Raw genomic sequence first — 18,151 nt, forward strand, 5'->3', positions numbered from 1 at the left:
GTATGCCAGGTGAACGACGCGTGGCGGAATGGTTAACCAGGCCGCCAGGAAGGCATTTCCCGGGCCGATTCGCCATTCGTCGGCGTGCTGTTAACCGTTTGTTGCACCTGAGTTGGGCCGCGAATCGAAATGCCTTCCTAGCGTCTGGGACGTGCAAGGAAGTCATCGAAACCCGCTGCGGGTCGCCGTACTCGCCGACTCCGACACGCGATGGAAATGGGGCGCTCTCACCGCGAACCGCATCGTATCGGACAGTCGGCTCAGCGGCTTCCTGCTCCGCGGCCGGGCCACTCCCACCCCCCGGCAGCTCGACGAAGTGGGCGTGCGCGCGGATGCGCTGCGCGAGGTCACCGCCGTCGAGTTCCTGCGCGAGATGGAGCGGGACGCACCCGACGTGATCGTGCTCGCCCTGGTGGGCGGGGCGGTCCAGGCGGTCCTGCACGGACTCGCCCGCGTCACCCAGGACGCCCGCCTCACGGGCGGCCCGGCGCGCCGCTCCGTCGTCGTCACCGGCTACGTCGGCGTCGTCTACGAGAAGCTCGCCGACGGCCTCCTCCTGCGGCACGGCGCCGACGTCGTCCTCGCCAACTCCCGGCAGGACGCGGAACGCTTCCGCGCGGTGTACGAAGGAGTGGGCGCCGACGCGTCCGCCGTGACGGAGGCGGCACTGCCGTTCCTCGGCGGAGCGCCGTACGAGAAGCGGGAAGAGCGCGAGGCTCAGGCCCCCTACACCGTCGTCTTCGCCGCCCAGCCCTCCGTCCCCGAGACCGCCGCGCACCGCACCTACCTGCTGCGCCGCCTCGCCGAGCACGCCCGCCTGCACCCCGACCGCGAGGTCCTGCTCAAGCTGCGCAGCAAGCCCGGCGAGCACACCACGCACATCGAGGAGCTGCCCTACCAGAAGCTGTCGCAGCGCCTCGACGGCGGCCTGCCGCACAACTGCCGCCTCGTGTACGGGCACATGGGCGAGGTCCTCGACCGCACCGACCTCCTGGTCACCGTCAGCTCAACGGCCGCCCTCGAATCCCTGCACCGCCGCATCCCCACCGCCGTCCTCACCGACCTCGGGGTGCGCGAGGCGCTCGGCAACCACCACTTCACCGGCTCCGGCTGCCTCGCCTCCTGGGACCAGCTGGACGCGGGCCACCTGCCCGAGCCCGACGAGCGGTGGCTGGCACGGCAGGGCGTCGCCGCCGACGGAGCGTACGAGAACGCCTTCGACACGGCACGGGAGCGGGTCGCCGACCTCCTGGACACCGCGGCCGCGGGCGGCCTCCCGCCCATCGCGCCGTACTACACGCCCACCACCGCCGGCGGCTATCTGCCCGGCATCCTCGCCCGCCACCACCTCGGCCCCGACGGCGCACCGCTGCCGGGCGCCCCCACGGGCGACAAGGACCCCGGCCCCGTACGGCAGATCGTGCGCCGCGCCGCCCGCGGCGCCTACCGCCACGGAGTGCAGCGCGTGGCCCCCGTCATCCGCCGGATGGGCGAGCTGTGAGCCCTCACCCCCTCCAAGGAGCCCCGATGTCCCACCCCGGCCCCGCAGGTACGCAGGCCCGCCGCGTGCTCGCCGTCATCCCCGCCCGCGGCGGCTCCAAGGGCGTACCCGCGAAGAACCTCGCCCCCGTCGGCGGTGTGCCGCTGGTGGCCCGCGCCATCCGCGCCTGCCTGGCCGCCCGGCTCGTCACCGACGTCGTCGTCTCCACCGACGACCACGTGATCGCCGAGGCCGCCCGGCACGCCGGCGCCGAAGTGGTGCTGCGCCCCGCCGCGATCGCCGGGGACACCGCGACCAGCGAGGCCGCCGTGCTGCACGCCATGGACGCCCACGAGGCGCTGCACGGCGCGACCGTGGACGTCGTCCTGCTCGTGCAGTGCACCAGCCCTTTCCTCACCCCGGAGGACGTCGACGGCGTGGCCGCCGCGGTCGCCGAGCACGGCGCCGACACCGCCGTCACGGTCGCGCCCTTCCACGGCTTCATCTGGCGCGACGCGGCGGACGACGCCACGGAGGACGGCGCCGGTCTCCAGAAGGGCATCGGCGCGCACCGCACCGACTCCGTGGGCGGCACCGCGACCCTCGCCAACTCCACGCACACCCGCGGCGGTTACGGCGTCAACCACGACAAATCGTTCCGCCCGCGCCGCCAGGACCGTCCCCAGGACCTCCTGGAGACCGGCGCCGCCTACGCCATGGACGCGGCGGGCTTCCGCACCGAGAAGCACCGTTTCTTCGGGCGCACCGAGCCCGTCCGCACCGACCCGGCCCGCGTCCTCGAGGTCGACGACCCGCACGACCTCGCGCGGGCCCGCGCGCTCGCCCCGCTCTTCGACGCGGACCTCCCCGAAGGCGACGCCGCCCTCCCGACCGCCGCCGACATCGACGCGGTCGTCCTCGACTTCGACGGCACCCAGACCGACGACAGGGTGCTGATCGACTCCGAGGGACGGGAGTTCGTCTCCGTGCACCGCGGCGACGGACTCGGCATCGCGGCCCTCCGCAGGAGCGGCCTGAACATGCTGATCCTGTCCACGGAACAGAACCCGGTCGTCGCCGCGCGCGCCAGGAAGCTGAAGCTCCCCGTGCTGCACGGCATCGACCGGAAAGACCTCGCACTGAAGCAGTGGTGCGAGGAGCAGGGCATCGCTCCCGAGCGCGTGCTCTACGTCGGAAACGACGTCAATGACCTCCCGTGCTTCGCCCTCGTGGGCTGGCCCGTGGCGGTCGCGAGCGCCCACGACGTCGTACGCGGCGCCGCACGCGCGGTCACCACCGTCCCCGGTGGTGAGGGCGCGATCCGAGAGATCGCCACCTGGATCCTCGGCCCCTCTCTCGACTCCCTCCACAGTTAAGGAATTTCCTGCCATGAGCAACATCACCTCCATCGGCGCCAACTCCCGCCTCCGCCGCTTCGGTTCGAAGACGGCCGGCCCCGGTCAGCCCGTCTACATCACCGGCGAGATCGGCATCAACCACAACGGCGACCTGGAGAACGCGTTCGCGCTCATCGACGTGGCCGCCGACGCGGGCTGCGACGCCGTGAAGTTCCAGAAGCGCACCCCGGAGATCTGCACGCCGCGCGACCAGTGGGACATCGAGCGCGACACCCCCTGGGGCCGCATGACGTACATCGACTACCGCCACCGCGTGGAGTTCGGCGAGTCCGAGTACCAGGCCATCAGCGAGCACTGCGCCAAGCGCGGCATCGACTGGTTCGCGTCCCCGTGGGACACCGAGGCCGTCGCCTTCCTGGAGAAGTTCGACCTGCCCGCCCACAAGGTCGCCTCCGCCTCGCTCACCGACGACGAGCTGCTCCGCGCCCTGCGCGCCACGGGCCGCACGATCATCCTCTCGACCGGCATGTCGACGCCGAAGCAGATCCGCCACGCGGTCGAGGTCCTGGGCAGCGACAACATCCTGATGTGTCACGCCACGTCGACGTACCCGGCGCAGGCGGAGGAGCTCAACCTCCGCGTCATCAACACCCTCCAGGCCGAGTACCCGAACGTCCCGATCGGCTACTCCGGCCACGAGACGGGCCTGCAGACGACGCTCGCCGCCGTCGCCCTCGGCGCCACCTTCGTCGAGCGCCACATCACCCTCGACCGCGCCATGTGGGGCTCCGACCAGGCCGCCTCCGTCGAGCCGCAGGGCCTGACCCGCCTCGTCCGCGACATCCGCACCATCGAGGCGTCCCTCGGTGACGGCGTCAAGAAGGTCTACGAGTCCGAGCTCGGCCCGATGAAGAAGCTGCGCCGCGTCGCGGGCGTCGTGGCCGAGGCCGAGACCGCCGCGGACACCGAGCCGGTCGCGGTCTGAACACGCGGCCCGCATTAACGGGAGACGGACACACGACGATGAGCCCCCGAGTCGGCCGAGCCGCCGACGCCACAGCCGCCCCGGAAGGCGCGGACTCCACGCTCGCCTTCGTGGAGAGCCCGGTGCAGCTCCTGAACGTCCTGGAGTGGGCACACGCGGCGGATGCGACCGGCCCGACCGGGGGACTCACCGTCGTCGTCCTCTCCCCGAACGACCCCATGACGCGCGGCCAGTTGCGCCGGATGGCACAGCTCGCCCGCGACGAGGGCGTCGAGGTCAGGTGGGAGGAGGCGCGCGGCGGCGCGTCGGCGCCCTTCCACACGGTGGGCGGCCTCGCGGGCGCCCTGCGGCGGGCCGACCGGGTCGTCATCGGCGACCCGTTCTCCCGCTACGTACAACTCCTTCTGACGATCACCCGGGCCCGCTCCCTGGTCGTCGTCGACGACGGCACGGCCACCATGGAGTTCATCGCCCAGCTGGCCCGCGGCGAGCGCCTCCAGCGCTGGCACCGCAAGGGCGGCCGGCCGGGCCCCCGCGACCTGGTCTTCGCACCGGTCTCGGCCTCGGCGAGACGCCGCCTCACGCCCGGCGGCTCGCGCACGGTGGAGGTCTTCTCCTCCATGCCGATCGACAGCGCGCCGGACGGCGTACGGGTCTCGGTCAACGCCTTCGCCTGGACGCGGGAACGCTTCGGCCCGCCGCGGATCACGCGCGGCTCCGACCTGGTCGGCACGTCCCTGGTGGAGACGGGCGTGGTCGACCCCGACCGCTACATCGAAGCGGTCATCGCCCTCTCCCGCACCCACGGCGCGAACCGCTACTTCGCGCACCGCCGCGAGAGCGCGGAGAAACTCCACCGGCTCGCGGTCGAGACGGGCCTCCAGGTGGTCCGCCCGGACCTCCCCCTGGAACTCATCGCCCGCCGCGGCCCCATCGGCCGTACGATCCTCAGCTTCCCCTCGACCGTCGTCCACACCCTGCCCCTGGCCCTCGCGGGCACGGAGGTCAAGGTGGCGGTCTGCGACATCGACCCGGCCTGGCTCACGGAGACGGCGTCCCCGCGAGCCCAGGGCTTCCTGTCGGGCGTGACGGGCACGGCGAGGGACGTACACCGCCTCACCTCGGTACGCCACACGGCACCGGCGTGACGTCTAGCGGGTGAACCTCCGGACGTACCGCCGCTGCCAGGGGGTCTCGACCGCGTGCCGGTCGTAGTGCTCCCGTACGTAGGAGACGGCCTGCGCCGCCGGGACCCCGTCGAGGACGGCGACGCAGGCGAGGGCCGTCCCGGTCCGCCCGCGCCCACCCCCGCACGCCACCTCGACCCGCTCACCCGCCGACCGTTCCCACACCTCGCGCAGCACTTCCCGCGCGAGCTCCCGGTCGCCGGGCAACCGGAAGTCGGGCCAGGCCAACCACCGCGACTCCCAGTCCATTTCGGGCGGCCGCTTCCCGAGCAGATACACACCGAACCCGGGCACGTCCCCGGCGGGCAGCGGATGCCGGAGCCCCCGCCCCCGGACGAGCCGCCCGGAGGGCAGCCGCAGAACGCCAGGAGCGCCGCTCTCCCATGTACGTGTCTCACCGCTCGTGCCGCTCGTGGTCATGCCTGGAGGCTAGGCGACCGCCGCGGCCGGCACGCTCCCTTTCGTCGTGCGCAGCCCGAAGGCGCTGATCAGCGCGGCGAGCAGGACGGCGACCACGGGGACCCAGAGGGCGGCCCGGTAGCCGTCCAGGAGGTCCGAGGCCGAACTGGACTGGGTCGCCGCGACGTTGACCGCCGTGACCGCCGAGAGGCCCAGCGCGGCGCCGAACTGGAACGACGTGTAGAGCAGCGCGCCCGCGACGCCCTGCTCCTCCTCGGCCACGCCTTCGGTCGCCACGATGGTCAGCGGACCGTACGCGAGGGAGAAGGCGACGCCGACGGCGATCAGGCTCGGGATCATCATCGCGTACGTCCAGTCGGCGCCGAGCGGCAGGAACAGCGCGTACGCCGACGCGGCGAGCAGCAGTCCGCCGAAGATCACCCGCTGGTTGCCGAAGCGGCTCACCAGCCGGGGGGTCAGGACGGGGGAGAGGACGGCGTCGACGCCGAGGACGAGCATCGCGAAACTGGTCTCCAGCGTCGACCAGTCCCGCAGTTCCTGCAGATACAGCACCACCACGAACTGGAAGCCGAAGAAGCCCGCGGCGAAGAGAAGCCCCGAGAGGTTGGCGCGGACCAGCGGACCGCACCGCAGGAGCCCGAGCCGCAGCAGCGGCGCCGCGGCACGACGCTCGACCGCGACGAACACGGCCAGCAGGACGAGCCCCGCTCCGACGGTGAGTACGGTCCACGCGAACCCGGTGTGCGTGGCGCGCTCCACGCCGAGGACGAGCAGCACGATGGCGACGGTGATCGTGACCCCGCCCGCCGCGTCGACCCGCCGCTCCGTCCTCTCCGGCCGCGGCGACTTCGGCACGACGGCGAGGGCGGCGAACAGGATCACGGCGGAGAGGACGACGGGCGCGAAGAACACCCAGCGCCAGCCCACCGAGGTGAGCAGCCCGCCGACGACCAGGCCGACCGAGAAGCCGCCGGCCGCGGTGCCGGAGTAGAAGAGCAGCGCCTTGTTCCGCCGCGGGCCCTCCGCGAAGCCGGTGGTGATGACGGAGAGCCCGGCCGGGGTCATGAACGCCGCGGCGACGCCCGTGACGAAGCGGGCGGCGATCAGCATCCACCCCTCGGTCGCCAGGCCGCCGAGCCCGGAGAAGAGCAGGAAGACGGAGAGCCAGAGGACGAACATCTGGCGGCGCCCGAACAGGTCGGCCGCCCGCCCGCCGAGCAGCATGAACCCGCCGTACCCGAGGACGTACGCGCTCATGACCCACTGCAGCGCGCCGGTGGACAGGCCGAGGTCGGCGCGGATGGACGGGAGGGCGATGTTGAGCATCGCGACGTCGATGCCCTCCAGGAAGATCGCGCCGCAGAGGACGAGGAGGATGCCCCACTCGCGGCCGCTGAAGGAGGTGCCGGGGGATGGGGGGGATTGGGGAGGGCGGGACGCAAGGTTCTGACTCATGCCGCCACCCTCGGCGGGGCGGTCCCGCGGAACAACGGCGAACATCGCAACGTTCGTTCAGCCAGGCTGACCGATCCGCAACGACCTGGGGGTACGTCGATGGGTACGTCGATGGAGCGTGACGAACTGGAGTGCTTTCTCCTGCTCGCGGAGGAGCTGCACTTCGGCCGCACGGCGGAGCGCATGCGGCTGTCCCGGGCCAGGGTGAGCCAGCTCGTACAACGCCTCGAACGCCGCGTAGGAGCACCACTGTTCATCCGCAGCAGCCGCGTGGTCCGCCTCACCGCGCTGGGCCGCCAGCTCCGTGCCGACCTCGAACCGCACCACCGCGCCATCGAGACCGCCCTGGAACGCGCCGTGGCCACGGCACGCGGCATCGACTCCGTGCTGCACGTGGGCTTCGCCAACCCCCTCACCGGTGAGATCGTCATGAAGACGACGGAAGCCCTGCGGGTCAGCCACCCCGGGATCTCCGTGGAGGTGTGCGAGGTGCCGCTCGGCGATCCGTACGGGCCGCTGCGCAAGGGCGAGTTCGATGTGCAGCTCACCGAGTTCCCGGTACGGGAGGACGACCTGGGCGGCGGCGCGGTACTGCTCTCGGAGGACAGGGTCCTCGCCCTCCCGGCGACGCACCCCCTGGCGGCCAGGTCCTCCGTGACCCTGGAGGACCTGGCGGAGGTCCCCCTCCTCACCATCGAGGGCCCGGTCCCGGCCTACCGGCTGGACCACCACGCCCCCTCCCGCACCCCGAGCGGCCGCCCTGTCACCCACGGCCCCGCCGTGACGAACCTGCAGGAGGCACTCACGCTGGTGGCGGCGGGCCGAGGCGCGTTCCCGGCGCCGGCCCACACGTCCACGTACTTCGCCCGCCCCGGCATCACCTACGTCCCCTTCGCCGACGCGGAGCCGACGGGCTACGGCCTGGTGTGGCGGCTCGGCCACGAGACCGGGGCGGTGACGGCGTTCGCACGGACGGCACGGGACGTCACGGCACGGCAAGTACCCGCGTGACCCCTGCTCACCGACGGAAGGACGACAACATGACGAAGAGCGCACTCCTGGTGATGGACGTCCAACGGGACGTCGTGGAGCTCGCGGACGACGGCTCCGGCTACCTGCCGCGGCTGCGCACGGCGATCGACGCGGCACGGACTTCCGCTGTACCGGTGATCTACGTGGTGATGGCCCTGCGCCCGGACGTACCGGATGCGGCCCACCCCACGCGCATCATCCGCACCGTCGAGGAGGCGGGCCTGTTCACGGAGGGCACCCGAGGCAGCGAGATCCATCCCGCCGTGGCACCGCTGCCGGGCGAGACGGTGGTGACCAAACGCCGGGCCGGCGCGTTCTCGGGCAACGACATGGACCTGGTCCTGAGAACCCACGACGTGAACCGTCTGATCCTCACGGGCATCGCCACGAGCGGAGTCGTCCTCCACACGGCATGCCACGCGAACGACACGGACATCCCCTTCACCGTCCTGTCGGACGCGTGCCTGGACCTGGACCCGGAGGTCCACCGAACCCTCACCGAAAGACTGTTCCCCCAATGGGCGGAGGTCACGACGACCGCGTCCTGGGCGCAGTCCATCACCCGATGATCACGTACGTATGGCGAGGCACCTTCGAGAACCCCGAGGTCAACACCCTGCACGCCGAGGGCTTCGGACACCCGGTGCGTCAACGTCGCCTGGGACGGCGGCGTACACGCGTTCGTCCTGGACACGGTGGTGGCGGCCCCACACCGGAGACGGGGCATCGGCGCCACCCTCGTCACCCACGCCGCGCGGGCCGCCCGGGACGCCCACTGCGAGTGGCTGCACGTCGACTTCGACGACGAACACCGAGACTTCTACCTGGAGGCGTGCGGGTTCCGGGAGACGGGGGCGGGGCTCATCGCGCTGTGACTCCGGGAGGAGCGGCGGCTCCGCCGTGCGGCGGAGGCGGATGGGCCTGTGCGGTGACGTGCGGGGACGCGGCCGACGGCAGCATCGGAGGCATGCTGAAAGTGACCGCTCTGCCCGACGTGCCCCGCTGGGCCGTTCTCGCCGCGCACGCCGTGCCGCTCGTCACGTTGCCCTCGGGGCTGTGGCGCGTGGCGCTGGTCGCCGGGCTGCCCGTGGCCGCGGAGCCGCAGCAGGGGGCCGGTGAGGCCGTGTACATCCTGATGCTGAGTGTCGTGTCCGAAGCGCTCGCGCTGCTGACGCTCGGACTCGTGCGCGAGTGGGGTGAGGTCGTCCCCGCGTGGGTACCCATGCTCGGCGGGCGGCGGGTCAGGCCGCTCGCGGCCGTCGTGCCGGCCCTGCTGGGCGCGGCCGCGCTCTTCGGGCTCCTCGGCTGGGCCTTCTACGCACAGGCCGCCGGATTGGGGAGCGAAACGGGTGTGACGGGCGGAACAGCGCAAACCACCCTACTCGTGTTCTGCTATACACCGCTGATCGCCTGGCCGCCCTTGCTGACAGCGGTCGCCCTCGCCTACTACAGGCGCCGGACGACGTACGCATCCTCCGAGACGGCCCAAGAATCTACCCATCCCGATCGGCGGCCATGCGCCACGAGGCCAGTAAATCTTCCCCTATCGGGCTGAACTTTTGTTGATCGTGGGTTAGTTGGCCGTTGCGTCGCCTTACCCTTCAGAGGGTGAACCAACTGATGTCCAGTGTGTCCGAAGAGGTGTCCGACGGCGTGCCCGGAGCGGAGTCCGCACTCGCGGCACCGCTCCCCGGCGCGCTGCCCGAAGCGCTCCGTGCCGAACTGGTCGCCTTCCGTCGCGACCTGCACATGCACCCCGAGCTCGGCCACCAGGAGTTCCGTACGACCGCGGCCCTCAAGGCCCGCCTGGAAGAGGCGGGCCTCGAGCCCCGTGTCCTCGCCACCGGCACGGGGCTCATCTGTGACATCGGGGTGCCCCCGGCCGCGGACAGGGCCGGGGACAGGGCCGGGGCCGGGCGGTCCACCGTCCCCCGCCCCATGCTCGCCCTCCGCGCCGACATCGACGCGCTGCCCATCCCGGACACCAAGCTCGGCGTCCCGTACCGCTCGACCGTCCCCGACCGCGCCCACGCCTGCGGCCACGACGTGCACACCACCGTCGTCCTCGGCGCCGGACTCGTCCTCGCCGAGCTGGCCAAGAAGGGGCAACTGCCCTTTCCCGTGCGGTTGATCTTCCAGCCCGCCGAGGAGGTCCTGCCCGGCGGCGCCACCGACGCCATCGAGTCCGGCGCCCTCGAAGGCGTCGGCAGGATCATCGCCGTGCACTGCGACCCGCGCGTCGACGCGGGCCGCATCGGCCTGCGGCACGGACCCATCACCTCCGCCTGCGACCGCCTTGAAGTCTCGCTCGACGGGCCTGGCGGGCACACCGCCCGGCCGCACCTGACCACGGACCTCGTCATCGCCGCCGCCAAGGTCGCCACCGAGGTCCCCGCCCTGGTCTCCCGCAGGGCCGACGCCCGCTCCGGGCTCGTCGTGACCTGGGGCCGCATCGAGACCGGGCACGCCCCGAACGTCATCCCGCAGCACGCCGAGCTCTCCGGCACGGTGCGCTGCCTCGACCTCAGGGCCTGGCGGGACGCGCCCGACCTCGTGCACGGCGCCGTCCAGGAGGTCGCCGACCTCTACCGCGCGAAGTCCGAGATCAACTACATCCGGGGCGTCCCGCCCGTCGTCAACGACGCCACCATCAGCGACCTGCTGCGCGACGCGATGATCGAGCGGCGCGGACTGCACTCCGTCGAGGACACCGAGCAGAGCCTCGGCGGCGAGGACTTCTCCTGGTACCTGGAGCACGTGCCCGGCGCCATGGCCCGGCTCGGCGTGCGCCACCCGGGGGAGCGCGCCGCCCGCGACCTCCACCAGGGCGACTTCGACGTCGACGAGACGGCGATCACCGCGGGGGTGGAACTCTTCACCGCCGCCGCTTTGTTGGACGCGATGCGGTAGAGGCACGACGTAAGCGACGTACGGGCCAAAAGCACGAAGAGGTAACGGCACCGCGAAAAACCGTTCCCTCCCCTTTCTACGCGCGTTAATGTGCGCCGAAATCAGCGCCGTGCACGGCGCGTTGGCGATCAAGGGGTGCTCCTGTGCGTCGTCTCTCTTCGAAATCCCGTACTTCTCGTACTTCTCGTACTTCTCGTACGTCCCGCACGTCCCGCAAAATTCGCGCCACCCGTATCACCACGGCCGTCGCCGTTCTCGCCCTCGCGGCGGCCGGCTGCGGCAAGACGAGCGACGAGGCGTCGCAGGAGGACCAGGGCAAGGAGAACGGCTCCTCGGGCTCCTCGTACAAGGGCAAGGGCATCGGTCTCGCGTACGACATCGGCGGACAGGGCGACCAGTCCTTCAACGACGCCGCGTACGCGGGCTACAAGAAGGCCCGCGACGAGTTCAAGATCGGCGGCGTGGACATGGAGCCGGGCGACGGCGAGTCCAGCGCCGACAAGATCCAGCGCCTCGAACAGCTCGCCAAGCAGGGGTACGACCCGGTCATCGGCGTCGGCTTCGTCTACGCGCCCGCCGTCGAGGCCGCCGCCAAGAAGTTCCCGAAGACCACCTTCGGGATCATCGACGACAACACGGTGAAGGCCGACAACGTCGCGGACCTCGTCTTCCACGAGGAGCAGGGGTCTTATCTGGCGGGCGTCGCGGCCGCCAAGGCGAGCAAGGCCAAGCACGTCGGGTTCGTGGGTGGCGTGGACATTCCGCTCATCCACAAATTCGAGGCCGGATTCGTGCAGGGCGTGAAATCCGTCGACCCGAAGATCAAGATCGAGAAGCGGTACCTGACCGAGAAGCCCGAGGAGGGCGGATTCTCCAGCCCCGACAAGGGGCAGAACGCGGCGAGCGGACAGATCGAGTCCGGCGCCGACGTGATCTACCACGCGGCGGGGCTGTCCGGGCAGGGCGTCATCCAGGAGGCCGGCTCGCAGAAGAAGTGGGCCATCGGCGTCGACTCGGACCAGTACAAGCAGAAGGCCCTCGCCAAGTACAAGGACTACATCCTCGGCTCCGCGTTCAAGGACGTCGGCGGCGCGGTGTACGACCTGACGGAGTCCGTCGTCGAGGGCAAGCCGATGAGGGGCGAGCAGCGGTACGACCTGAAGTCGGGCCGCGTCGGGTTCTCCGACTCGAACCCGAAGTACACGGCGATGAAGGACGTCGTCACAGCCGTGGAGAAGGCCGAGAAGGACATCGTCAGCGGCAAGGTCAAGGTCAAGATCGTTCCGTAGTGCGTTCCGTAGTGCGTTCGGCAGTGCGTTCCGTAGAGCGTCCGTAACACATCCGTAGCGCACGGTCCGGGACGTTTTACGTAGTACTGCGTGTGGCGACTGGGCGCCCCCCATCAAGGGGGCGCCCACCCGTCGTTCGGCCCCCCGACACCCGGTGGCCACAGCTCGATAACGGACCGGACAGAAGGGTTCTTATGTCAGGTCTACGCGCGTTACGCTGCGGCGAAATCAGCGCCGGGTGAGGCGCTCGAACGTGCTTGTGCTTGCTTGTACTAAGGAGTTCGTCTCTATGCGCCGGGTGTCTCGAATTGCTGTCGCGGGCGCCGCGACCGCCGCTCTTGCCGTAACCGTCTCCGCCTGTGGTGGCACGTCCAGCGACGCCGCCGCGAGCAAGGACGACAAGAACAAGGGCGTCGCCATCGCCTACGACGTCGGCGGCGCCGGCGACCAGTCCTTCAACGACGCCGCGACCGTCGGCATGAAGAAGGCCGCCGCGGAGTTCAAGACCGGCGAGAAGGCCGTCGAGCCGGTCGACGGCGAGTCGGACGCCGACAAGGCGCAGCGCCTGACGCAGCTGGCCAAGCAGGGCTACAACCCGGTGATCGGCGTCGGCTACGCGTACGCGCCCGCCATCAAGGAGGTCTCGGAGAAGTTCCCGAAGACCACCTTCGGCATCGTCGACGACGAGACGGTCAAGGCCGACAACGTCTCCGACCTGGTCTTCAGCGAGCAGGAGGCCTCCTACCTCGCCGGTGTCGCCGCCGCCAAGACCACCAAGTCCAAGACCGTCGGCTTCGTCGGCGGCGTGGACGTCCCCCTCATCCACAAGTTTGAGGCGGGCTTCGTCCAGGGCGTCAAGGACACCGACTCCAAGGTCAAGGTCGTCAAGCAGTACCTGACCGAGAAGGCCGAGGACGGCGGGTTCTCCAGCCCCGACAAGGGCAAGACCGCCGCGCAGGGCCAGATCGAGAAGGGCGCCGACGTGGTCTACCACGCCGCGGGCCTCTCCGGTCAGGGCGTCATCGAGGCCGCCGCCGCCAAGAAGGTCTGGGCGATCGGTGTCGACTCCGACCAGTACAAGCAGGACGCCCTCGCCAAGTACAAGAAGTACATCCTGACCTCGGCGACCAAGGACGTCGCGGGCTCGGTGTACAACCTCGCGAAGGCCGTCGAGGACGGCAACGCCAAGGGCGGCGTCGTCCGCGCCGACCTCAAGTCCGGCGGCGTCGCGCTCGCCGAATCGAACCCCGAGTTCATGAAGATGAAGGATGTCCAGGAGGCCCTGAAGAAGGCCGAAGAGGGCATCAAGGGCGGCAAGATCAAGGTCAAGACCGCTCCGTAAGGCGCGCTGCCGCCTTGCCGACTGCCGTAACGGCAGCGTGATTCACGTGCAACGGGGTGTGGGGGACGATGGTTCACCCGCGCCCCGTTCGCGCGAGCAACATCTCAACACCCCCTGCCGTGAAGGGATTTCGCGGCAGGGACTTCCCGGTACCAGCAGGGGCATTGCGCGCGTAGGCGGCCCCTTTCCTTCAGGCCCCCGAGGAGAGTGCGCCATCGACGCGTCCACCAACCCTCCGCCCGTCGCCGTCGAACTCGTCGGCATCACCAAGCGCTTCCCCGGTGTCGTGGCCAACCACGACATCCACCTGACCGTCCGCAAGGGCACCGTGCACGCCCTCGTCGGCGAGAACGGCGCGGGCAAGTCGACCTTGATGAAGATCCTCTACGGCATGCAGAAGCCGGACGAGGGCACCATCACCGTCGACGGCGAGCAGGTCGCCTTCGGCAGCCCCGCGGACGCCATCGCCCGCGGCATCGGCATGGTGCACCAGCACTTCATGCTCGCCGACCAGCTCACCGTCCTGGAGAACATCGTCCTCGGCAGCGAGAAGCTGCACGGCATCGGCGGCGCCGCCCGCCGCCGGATCGCCGAGATCTCCGAGCGGTACGGCCTCGGCGTGCGCCCCGACGCGTACGTGGAGGACCTCGGCGTCGCCGACCGGCAGCGCGTGGAGATCCTCAAGGTCCTCTACCGCGGCGCCACCACGCTGATCCTCGACGAGCCGACGGCCGTGCTCGTGCCGCAGGAGGTCGACGCGCTCTTCGACAACCTGCGCGAGCTCAAGTCCGAGGGCCTCTCCGTCATCTTCATCTCGCACAAGCTGGGCGAGGTCCTCTCCGTCGCCGACGACATCACCGTCATCCGGCGCGGCACGACCGTCGGCACGGCGATCCCGTCCGAGACGACGCCCCGCCAGCTCGCCGAGCTGATGGTGGGCAGCGAGCTCCCCACGCCCGAGACCGCGGAGTCGACGGTTACGGACCGCCCGATGATCCAGGTCGAGAGCCTCAAGCTGCTCGCGGGCGGCGAGTCGCAGCGCGCCCTGCTCGACGACATCTCCTTCACGATCCACGAGGGCGAGGTCCTCGGCATCGCGGGCGTCGAGGGCAACGGCCAGACCGAGTTGATCGACGCGCTCATCGGCCTCAAGCACGCCGACTCCGGCGTCATCCGCATGGCGGGCGAGGACATCACCGCCACGGCGACCCGCAAGCGGCGTGAGGACGGTATCGGCTACATCCCCGAGGACCGCCACCGCCACGGACTCCTCCTGGAGTCCCCGCTGTGGGAGAACCGCATCCTCGGCCACGTCACCGAGAAGCCCAACGCGCGAGGCTTCTGGCTCGACCCCAAGGGCGCCCAGGCCGACACGCGCCGCATCGTCGAGGAGTACGACGTCCGTACGCCCGGCATCGACGTGACGGCCGCCTCCCTCTCCGGCGGCAACCAGCAGAAGCTGATCGTCGGCCGCGAGATGAGCCACAAGCCGCGCTTCCTGATCGCCGCCCACCCCACCCGCGGTGTGGACGTCGGCGCGCAGGCGCAGATCTGGGACCAGATCCGCGAGGCGCGCCGCGAAGGCCTCGCCGTGCTGCTGATCTCCGCCGACCTGGACGAGCTGATCGGTCTCTCCGACACCCTCCGCGTGATCTACAACGGGCGGCTCGTGGCGGACGCCGACCCGGCCACCATCACGCCGGAGGAGCTCGGTTCGGCGATGACCGGTGCCGCCTCGGGTCACTTGGAGCACGTGGAAGAAGACGCCCCGGAGGACGAGGCCCGATGAAGAAGTTCGACAAGGAGCGCGTGCTCCTCGCGGTGGCCGGACCGGTCATCGCGCTGATCGCGGCCGTGGCGCTGACCTCGGTCGTGCTGCTCGCCTCGGGCAAGAGCCCGATCGAGCCGTACAGCCTGATGCTGGAGCAGGCCACCTTCTCCGACGTCCAGGTGCTGATCCTCAACCAGGCCGGCATGTACTACCTGGCGGCGCTCGCGGTGGCCATCGGCTTCCGCATGAACCTGTTCAACATCGGCGTCGACGGCCAGTACCGGCTCGCCGCGATGGTGACCGCCGTCGTCGGCACCCACCTCGCGCTGCCGTCGTTCCTGCAGATCCCGATGCTCATGGCGGTCGCCATGCTGACCGGCGCCTTCTGGGCCGGCATCGCGGGCGTCCTCAAGACCACCCGCGGCGTCAGCGAGGTGGTCGCCACGATCATGCTCAACGCCATCGCGACGAGCGTCATCGCCTACCTCACCCTCACCGAGAACTTCGGCGTCCCGGTCGGCAACAACCAGACCACCGGCGTCATGGAGAAGTCCGGCTGGTTCCCCGGCATCGAGGTGGCGGGCGGCGAGATCTACGGCTTCGTGATCATCTCCGTGCTCGCGGGCATCCTGTACTGGCTCGTCCTCAACCGCACCCGGTTCGGCTTCGACCTGCGCGCCACCGGCGCCTCCGAGTCGGCCGCCGCGGCCAGCGGTGTCAACGCCAAGCGCATGGTGCTCAGCGCGATGCTGATCTCCGGCGCGGTCTCGGGCCTCGCCGGCCTGCCGATCCTGCTCGGCGACACCCACACGTACAGCCTCTCCTTCCCCGCGGGCCTCGGCTTCACCGCCATCGGCATCGCGCTGCTCGGTCGCAACAACCCGGTCGGCATCGCCTTCGCGGCACTGCTCTGGGCCTTCCTCGACAAGGCCTCGCCCGCCCTCGACTACGCCCAGCCCGAGGCGTACGACAAGGAGATCGCGGTGATCATGCAGGGCCTCATCGTGATCGCGGTCGTCGTCTCCTACGAGGAGGTGCGCCGCTGGGGTCTGCGCCGCCAGCAGCGCCGCGTCGGTGAGGAACTGGCCGCCGCCGCCCGGGCGAACGGCAACAACGGAAACAACGGCAACAACGACTCCGTGAAGGAGGTGGCTGCCCGATGAGCTCGGCAACCGTCGCCAAGGCCCCGGCCGAGCAGCCCGCACCGGGCCGCCGCCGCGTCTCGCTCCCCGTCCTCCTGCTGATCATCGCGGGCGTCCTCGTGCTGACCTCCGTGGTCCGCATGATCACCGGCGCCGACGGCATCACGTCCACCGGACAGATGTCGACGGCGCTCAAGCTCGCCGTGCCGATCGGCCTCGCCGGTCTCGGCGGCCTCTGGGCCGAGCGCGCGGGCGTCGTCAACATCGGCCTCGAGGGCATGCTGATCCTCGGCACCTGGTTCGGTGCCTGGGCCGGCTTCCAGTGGGGCCCCTGGGTGGGCGTCCTGTTCGGCATCGTCGGCGGCGCGCTCGGCGGACTGCTGCACGCGATCGTCACGATCACGTTCAACGTCAACCACATCGTCTCCGGTGTGGCCCTCAACATCCTCGCCCTGGGCGCGACCCGCTACCTCGCCACCTTCGCCTTCGAGGGCGAGGAGGGCGGTACGTCGAAGCAGTCGCCGCCCGTCGAATCGCTCGGGAACTTCTCGGTGCCCGGCCTCTCCGACTGGCTCCAGGACCTCAACGACAAGCACTGGTTCCTCGTCTCGGACCTCGCGGGTCTCATCGGCGGTCTCATCACCGACCTCTCCCCGCTGACCGTGGTCGCGGTCGCCATGGTCCCGCTGAGCTGGTGGATCCTGTGGCGCACCTCGTTCGGCCTGCGCCTGCGCTCCTGCGGCGAGAACCCGATCGCGGCCGAGTCGCTCGGTGTCAACGTGTACAAGTACAAGTACCTGGCCGTGGTCATCTCCGGCGGCCTCGCCGGACTCGGCGGCGCCTTCCTCTCCCTGGTCGCCTCCAACATCTACCTGGAGGGCCAGACCGGCGGCCGCGGCTACATCGGTCTCGCCGCGATGATCTTCGGCAACTGGATGCCGGGCGGACTCGCGCTCGGCGCGGGCCTGTTCGGTTACACCGACAGCCTGAAGCTCCGGGGCGGCGGCACCAACGTCCACGCGCTGCTCCTGCTCATCGCGATCCTGCTGGTCATCGGCGCGGTCTACCTCGTCTGGCGCAAGAAGTACGTCCCCGCGGTGATCACCGCGGCCGTCTCCGCGCTGATGTTCCTGTGGTACGGCTTGACCGACGAGGTGCCCAACCAGGTCGTCACCGCCACTCCGTACGTGGTGACCCTGCTGGTCCTCTCGCTCTCCGCCCAGCGGCTCCGGATGCCGAAGGCGGACGGAATGCCGTACAGGAAGGGTCAAGGAAAGTGACGACTGCCGCCACGGACACCGACTGGGACGCCCTGCGGGAAGCAGCGCGCGAGGCGATGTCCCGCGCGTACGCGCCCTACTCGGGCTTCCCGGTCGGCGCCGCGGCCCTGGTCGACGACGGCAGGACGGTCTCCGGCTGCAACGTCGAGAACGCGTCGTACGGCCTCGGCCTGTGCGCCGAGTGCGGCCTGGTCTCGCAGCTCCAGCTGACCGGCGGCGGCCGCCTCACCCACTTCACGTGCGTGGACGGCAAGGGAGAGATCCTGATGCCGTGCGGCCGCTGCCGCCAGCTGCTGTACGAGTTCGGCGGCGCGGAGCTCCTCCTGGAGACGTCGTCGGGCGTGCGGCCGCTGGGCGACATGCTCCCCGACGCGTTCGGCCCGCAGCACCTCAACTGACGGACGGCCCCGCCCCCTTGACGATCTCGGGAGCGGGGCCGCCTTCATCTCGCGGCTCTATGCGCGTAGAGTCGCCGCATATCCACGTACGTACGCTGTTGT

Annotated in this window: 17 protein-coding genes; 15 read left to right on the forward strand and 2 right to left on the reverse strand. The window is 70.5% G+C overall.

Annotation, left to right across the window (positions count from 1 at the left end):
- Nucleotides 1-151: 151 nt before the first annotated feature.
- The 4 genes from DEJ49_RS22900 to DEJ49_RS22915 are packed head-to-tail and all read left to right on the forward strand — an operon-like array spanning nucleotide 152 to nucleotide 4,971.
- Nucleotides 152-1,501 (forward strand): DUF6716 putative glycosyltransferase, encoded by a 1,350-nt coding sequence (locus tag DEJ49_RS22900; protein ID WP_150185867.1) that lies wholly within the window; start codon nucleotides 152-154, stop codon nucleotides 1,499-1,501.
- Between the two features lie 26 nt (nucleotides 1,502-1,527).
- Nucleotides 1,528-2,856: an N-acylneuraminate cytidylyltransferase gene (locus tag DEJ49_RS22905; protein ID WP_150185868.1), complete on the forward strand. Its 1,329-nt coding sequence runs from the start codon at nucleotides 1,528-1,530 to the stop codon at nucleotides 2,854-2,856.
- 13 nt (nucleotides 2,857-2,869) lie between these two features.
- Entirely contained in the window at nucleotides 2,870-3,823 is a 954-nt protein-coding gene (locus DEJ49_RS22910) for an N-acetylneuraminate synthase family protein (RefSeq protein ID WP_190329415.1), read from the forward strand.
- 38 nt (nucleotides 3,824-3,861) lie between these two features.
- Nucleotides 3,862-4,971, forward strand: coding sequence for a hypothetical protein (locus DEJ49_RS22915; protein ID WP_150185869.1), 1,110 nt, complete (start codon nucleotides 3,862-3,864; stop codon nucleotides 4,969-4,971).
- A 3-nt stretch (nucleotides 4,972-4,974) separates the two neighbouring features.
- Here DEJ49_RS22915 and DEJ49_RS22920 read toward each other — a convergent pair whose 3' ends face one another.
- Nucleotides 4,975-5,430 carry a protein-tyrosine phosphatase family protein gene (locus tag DEJ49_RS22920; RefSeq protein WP_150185870.1) on the reverse strand — a complete coding sequence of 152 codons (456 nt, stop codon included), beginning with the start codon at nucleotides 5,428-5,430 and terminating at the stop codon, nucleotides 4,975-4,977.
- 9 nt (nucleotides 5,431-5,439) lie between these two features.
- The gene (locus DEJ49_RS22925; RefSeq protein WP_150185871.1) at nucleotides 5,440-6,885 is read right to left on the reverse strand and encodes an MFS transporter; all 1,446 of its coding nucleotides are present in this window, start codon (nucleotides 6,883-6,885) and stop codon (nucleotides 5,440-5,442) included.
- Nucleotides 6,886-6,984: 99 nt separating this feature from the next.
- On the opposite strand from DEJ49_RS22925, the gene DEJ49_RS22930 reads away from it, so the two are divergent.
- The 11 genes from DEJ49_RS22930 (at nucleotide 6,985) to DEJ49_RS22980 (ending at nucleotide 18,049) form a co-directional block, all read left to right on the forward strand.
- The gene (locus DEJ49_RS22930; protein WP_223832954.1) at nucleotides 6,985-7,896 is read left to right on the forward strand and encodes a LysR family transcriptional regulator; all 912 of its coding nucleotides are present in this window, start codon (nucleotides 6,985-6,987) and stop codon (nucleotides 7,894-7,896) included.
- 29 nt (nucleotides 7,897-7,925) lie between these two features.
- Nucleotides 7,926-8,486: a cysteine hydrolase family protein gene (locus tag DEJ49_RS22935; RefSeq protein WP_150185872.1), complete on the forward strand. Its 561-nt coding sequence runs from the start codon at nucleotides 7,926-7,928 to the stop codon at nucleotides 8,484-8,486.
- Nucleotides 8,487-8,615: 129 nt separating this feature from the next.
- Complete coding sequence (locus DEJ49_RS37005; RefSeq protein ID WP_411757187.1) at nucleotides 8,616-8,792, forward strand: GNAT family N-acetyltransferase; 177 nt, start codon at nucleotides 8,616-8,618, stop codon at nucleotides 8,790-8,792.
- Between the two features lie 92 nt (nucleotides 8,793-8,884).
- Nucleotides 8,885-9,472 carry a hypothetical protein gene (locus DEJ49_RS22945; protein ID WP_190329416.1) on the forward strand — a complete coding sequence of 196 codons (588 nt, stop codon included), beginning with the start codon at nucleotides 8,885-8,887 and terminating at the stop codon, nucleotides 9,470-9,472.
- Between the two features lie 65 nt (nucleotides 9,473-9,537).
- On the forward strand, nucleotides 9,538-10,827 hold the full coding sequence (locus tag DEJ49_RS22950; protein ID WP_150188407.1) for a M20 family metallopeptidase: 1,290 nt from the start codon (nucleotides 9,538-9,540) through the stop codon (nucleotides 10,825-10,827).
- 218 nt (nucleotides 10,828-11,045) lie between these two features.
- On the forward strand, nucleotides 11,046-12,116 hold the full coding sequence (locus DEJ49_RS22955; protein ID WP_190329634.1) for a BMP family protein: 1,071 nt from the start codon (nucleotides 11,046-11,048) through the stop codon (nucleotides 12,114-12,116).
- A gap of 289 nt (nucleotides 12,117-12,405) precedes the next feature.
- Nucleotides 12,406-13,458 (forward strand): BMP family protein, encoded by a 1,053-nt coding sequence (locus DEJ49_RS22960; RefSeq protein WP_150185873.1) that lies wholly within the window; start codon nucleotides 12,406-12,408, stop codon nucleotides 13,456-13,458.
- A 214-nt stretch (nucleotides 13,459-13,672) separates the two neighbouring features.
- Nucleotides 13,673-15,247 (forward strand): ABC transporter ATP-binding protein, encoded by a 1,575-nt coding sequence (locus tag DEJ49_RS22965; RefSeq protein ID WP_150188409.1) that lies wholly within the window; start codon nucleotides 13,673-13,675, stop codon nucleotides 15,245-15,247.
- On the forward strand, nucleotides 15,244-16,392 hold the full coding sequence (locus DEJ49_RS22970) for an ABC transporter permease (protein ID WP_150185874.1): 1,149 nt from the start codon (nucleotides 15,244-15,246) through the stop codon (nucleotides 16,390-16,392). The genes DEJ49_RS22965 and DEJ49_RS22970 overlap by 4 nt, the downstream gene beginning before the upstream one ends.
- A complete protein-coding gene (locus tag DEJ49_RS22975) occupies nucleotides 16,389-17,651 on the forward strand; it encodes an ABC transporter permease (RefSeq protein ID WP_150185875.1) in 1,263 nt (420 codons plus the stop codon). The genes DEJ49_RS22970 and DEJ49_RS22975 overlap by 4 nt, the downstream gene beginning before the upstream one ends.
- Complete coding sequence (locus DEJ49_RS22980; protein WP_150185876.1) at nucleotides 17,648-18,049, forward strand: cytidine deaminase; 402 nt, start codon at nucleotides 17,648-17,650, stop codon at nucleotides 18,047-18,049. Before DEJ49_RS22975 ends, DEJ49_RS22980 begins: the two co-directional genes overlap by 4 nt.
- The last annotated feature ends 102 nt before the right edge of the window (nucleotides 18,050-18,151 follow it).

The organism is Streptomyces venezuelae, assembly GCF_008642335.1.
Lineage (GTDB): Bacteria > Actinomycetota > Actinomycetes > Streptomycetales > Streptomycetaceae > Streptomyces > Streptomyces venezuelae_F.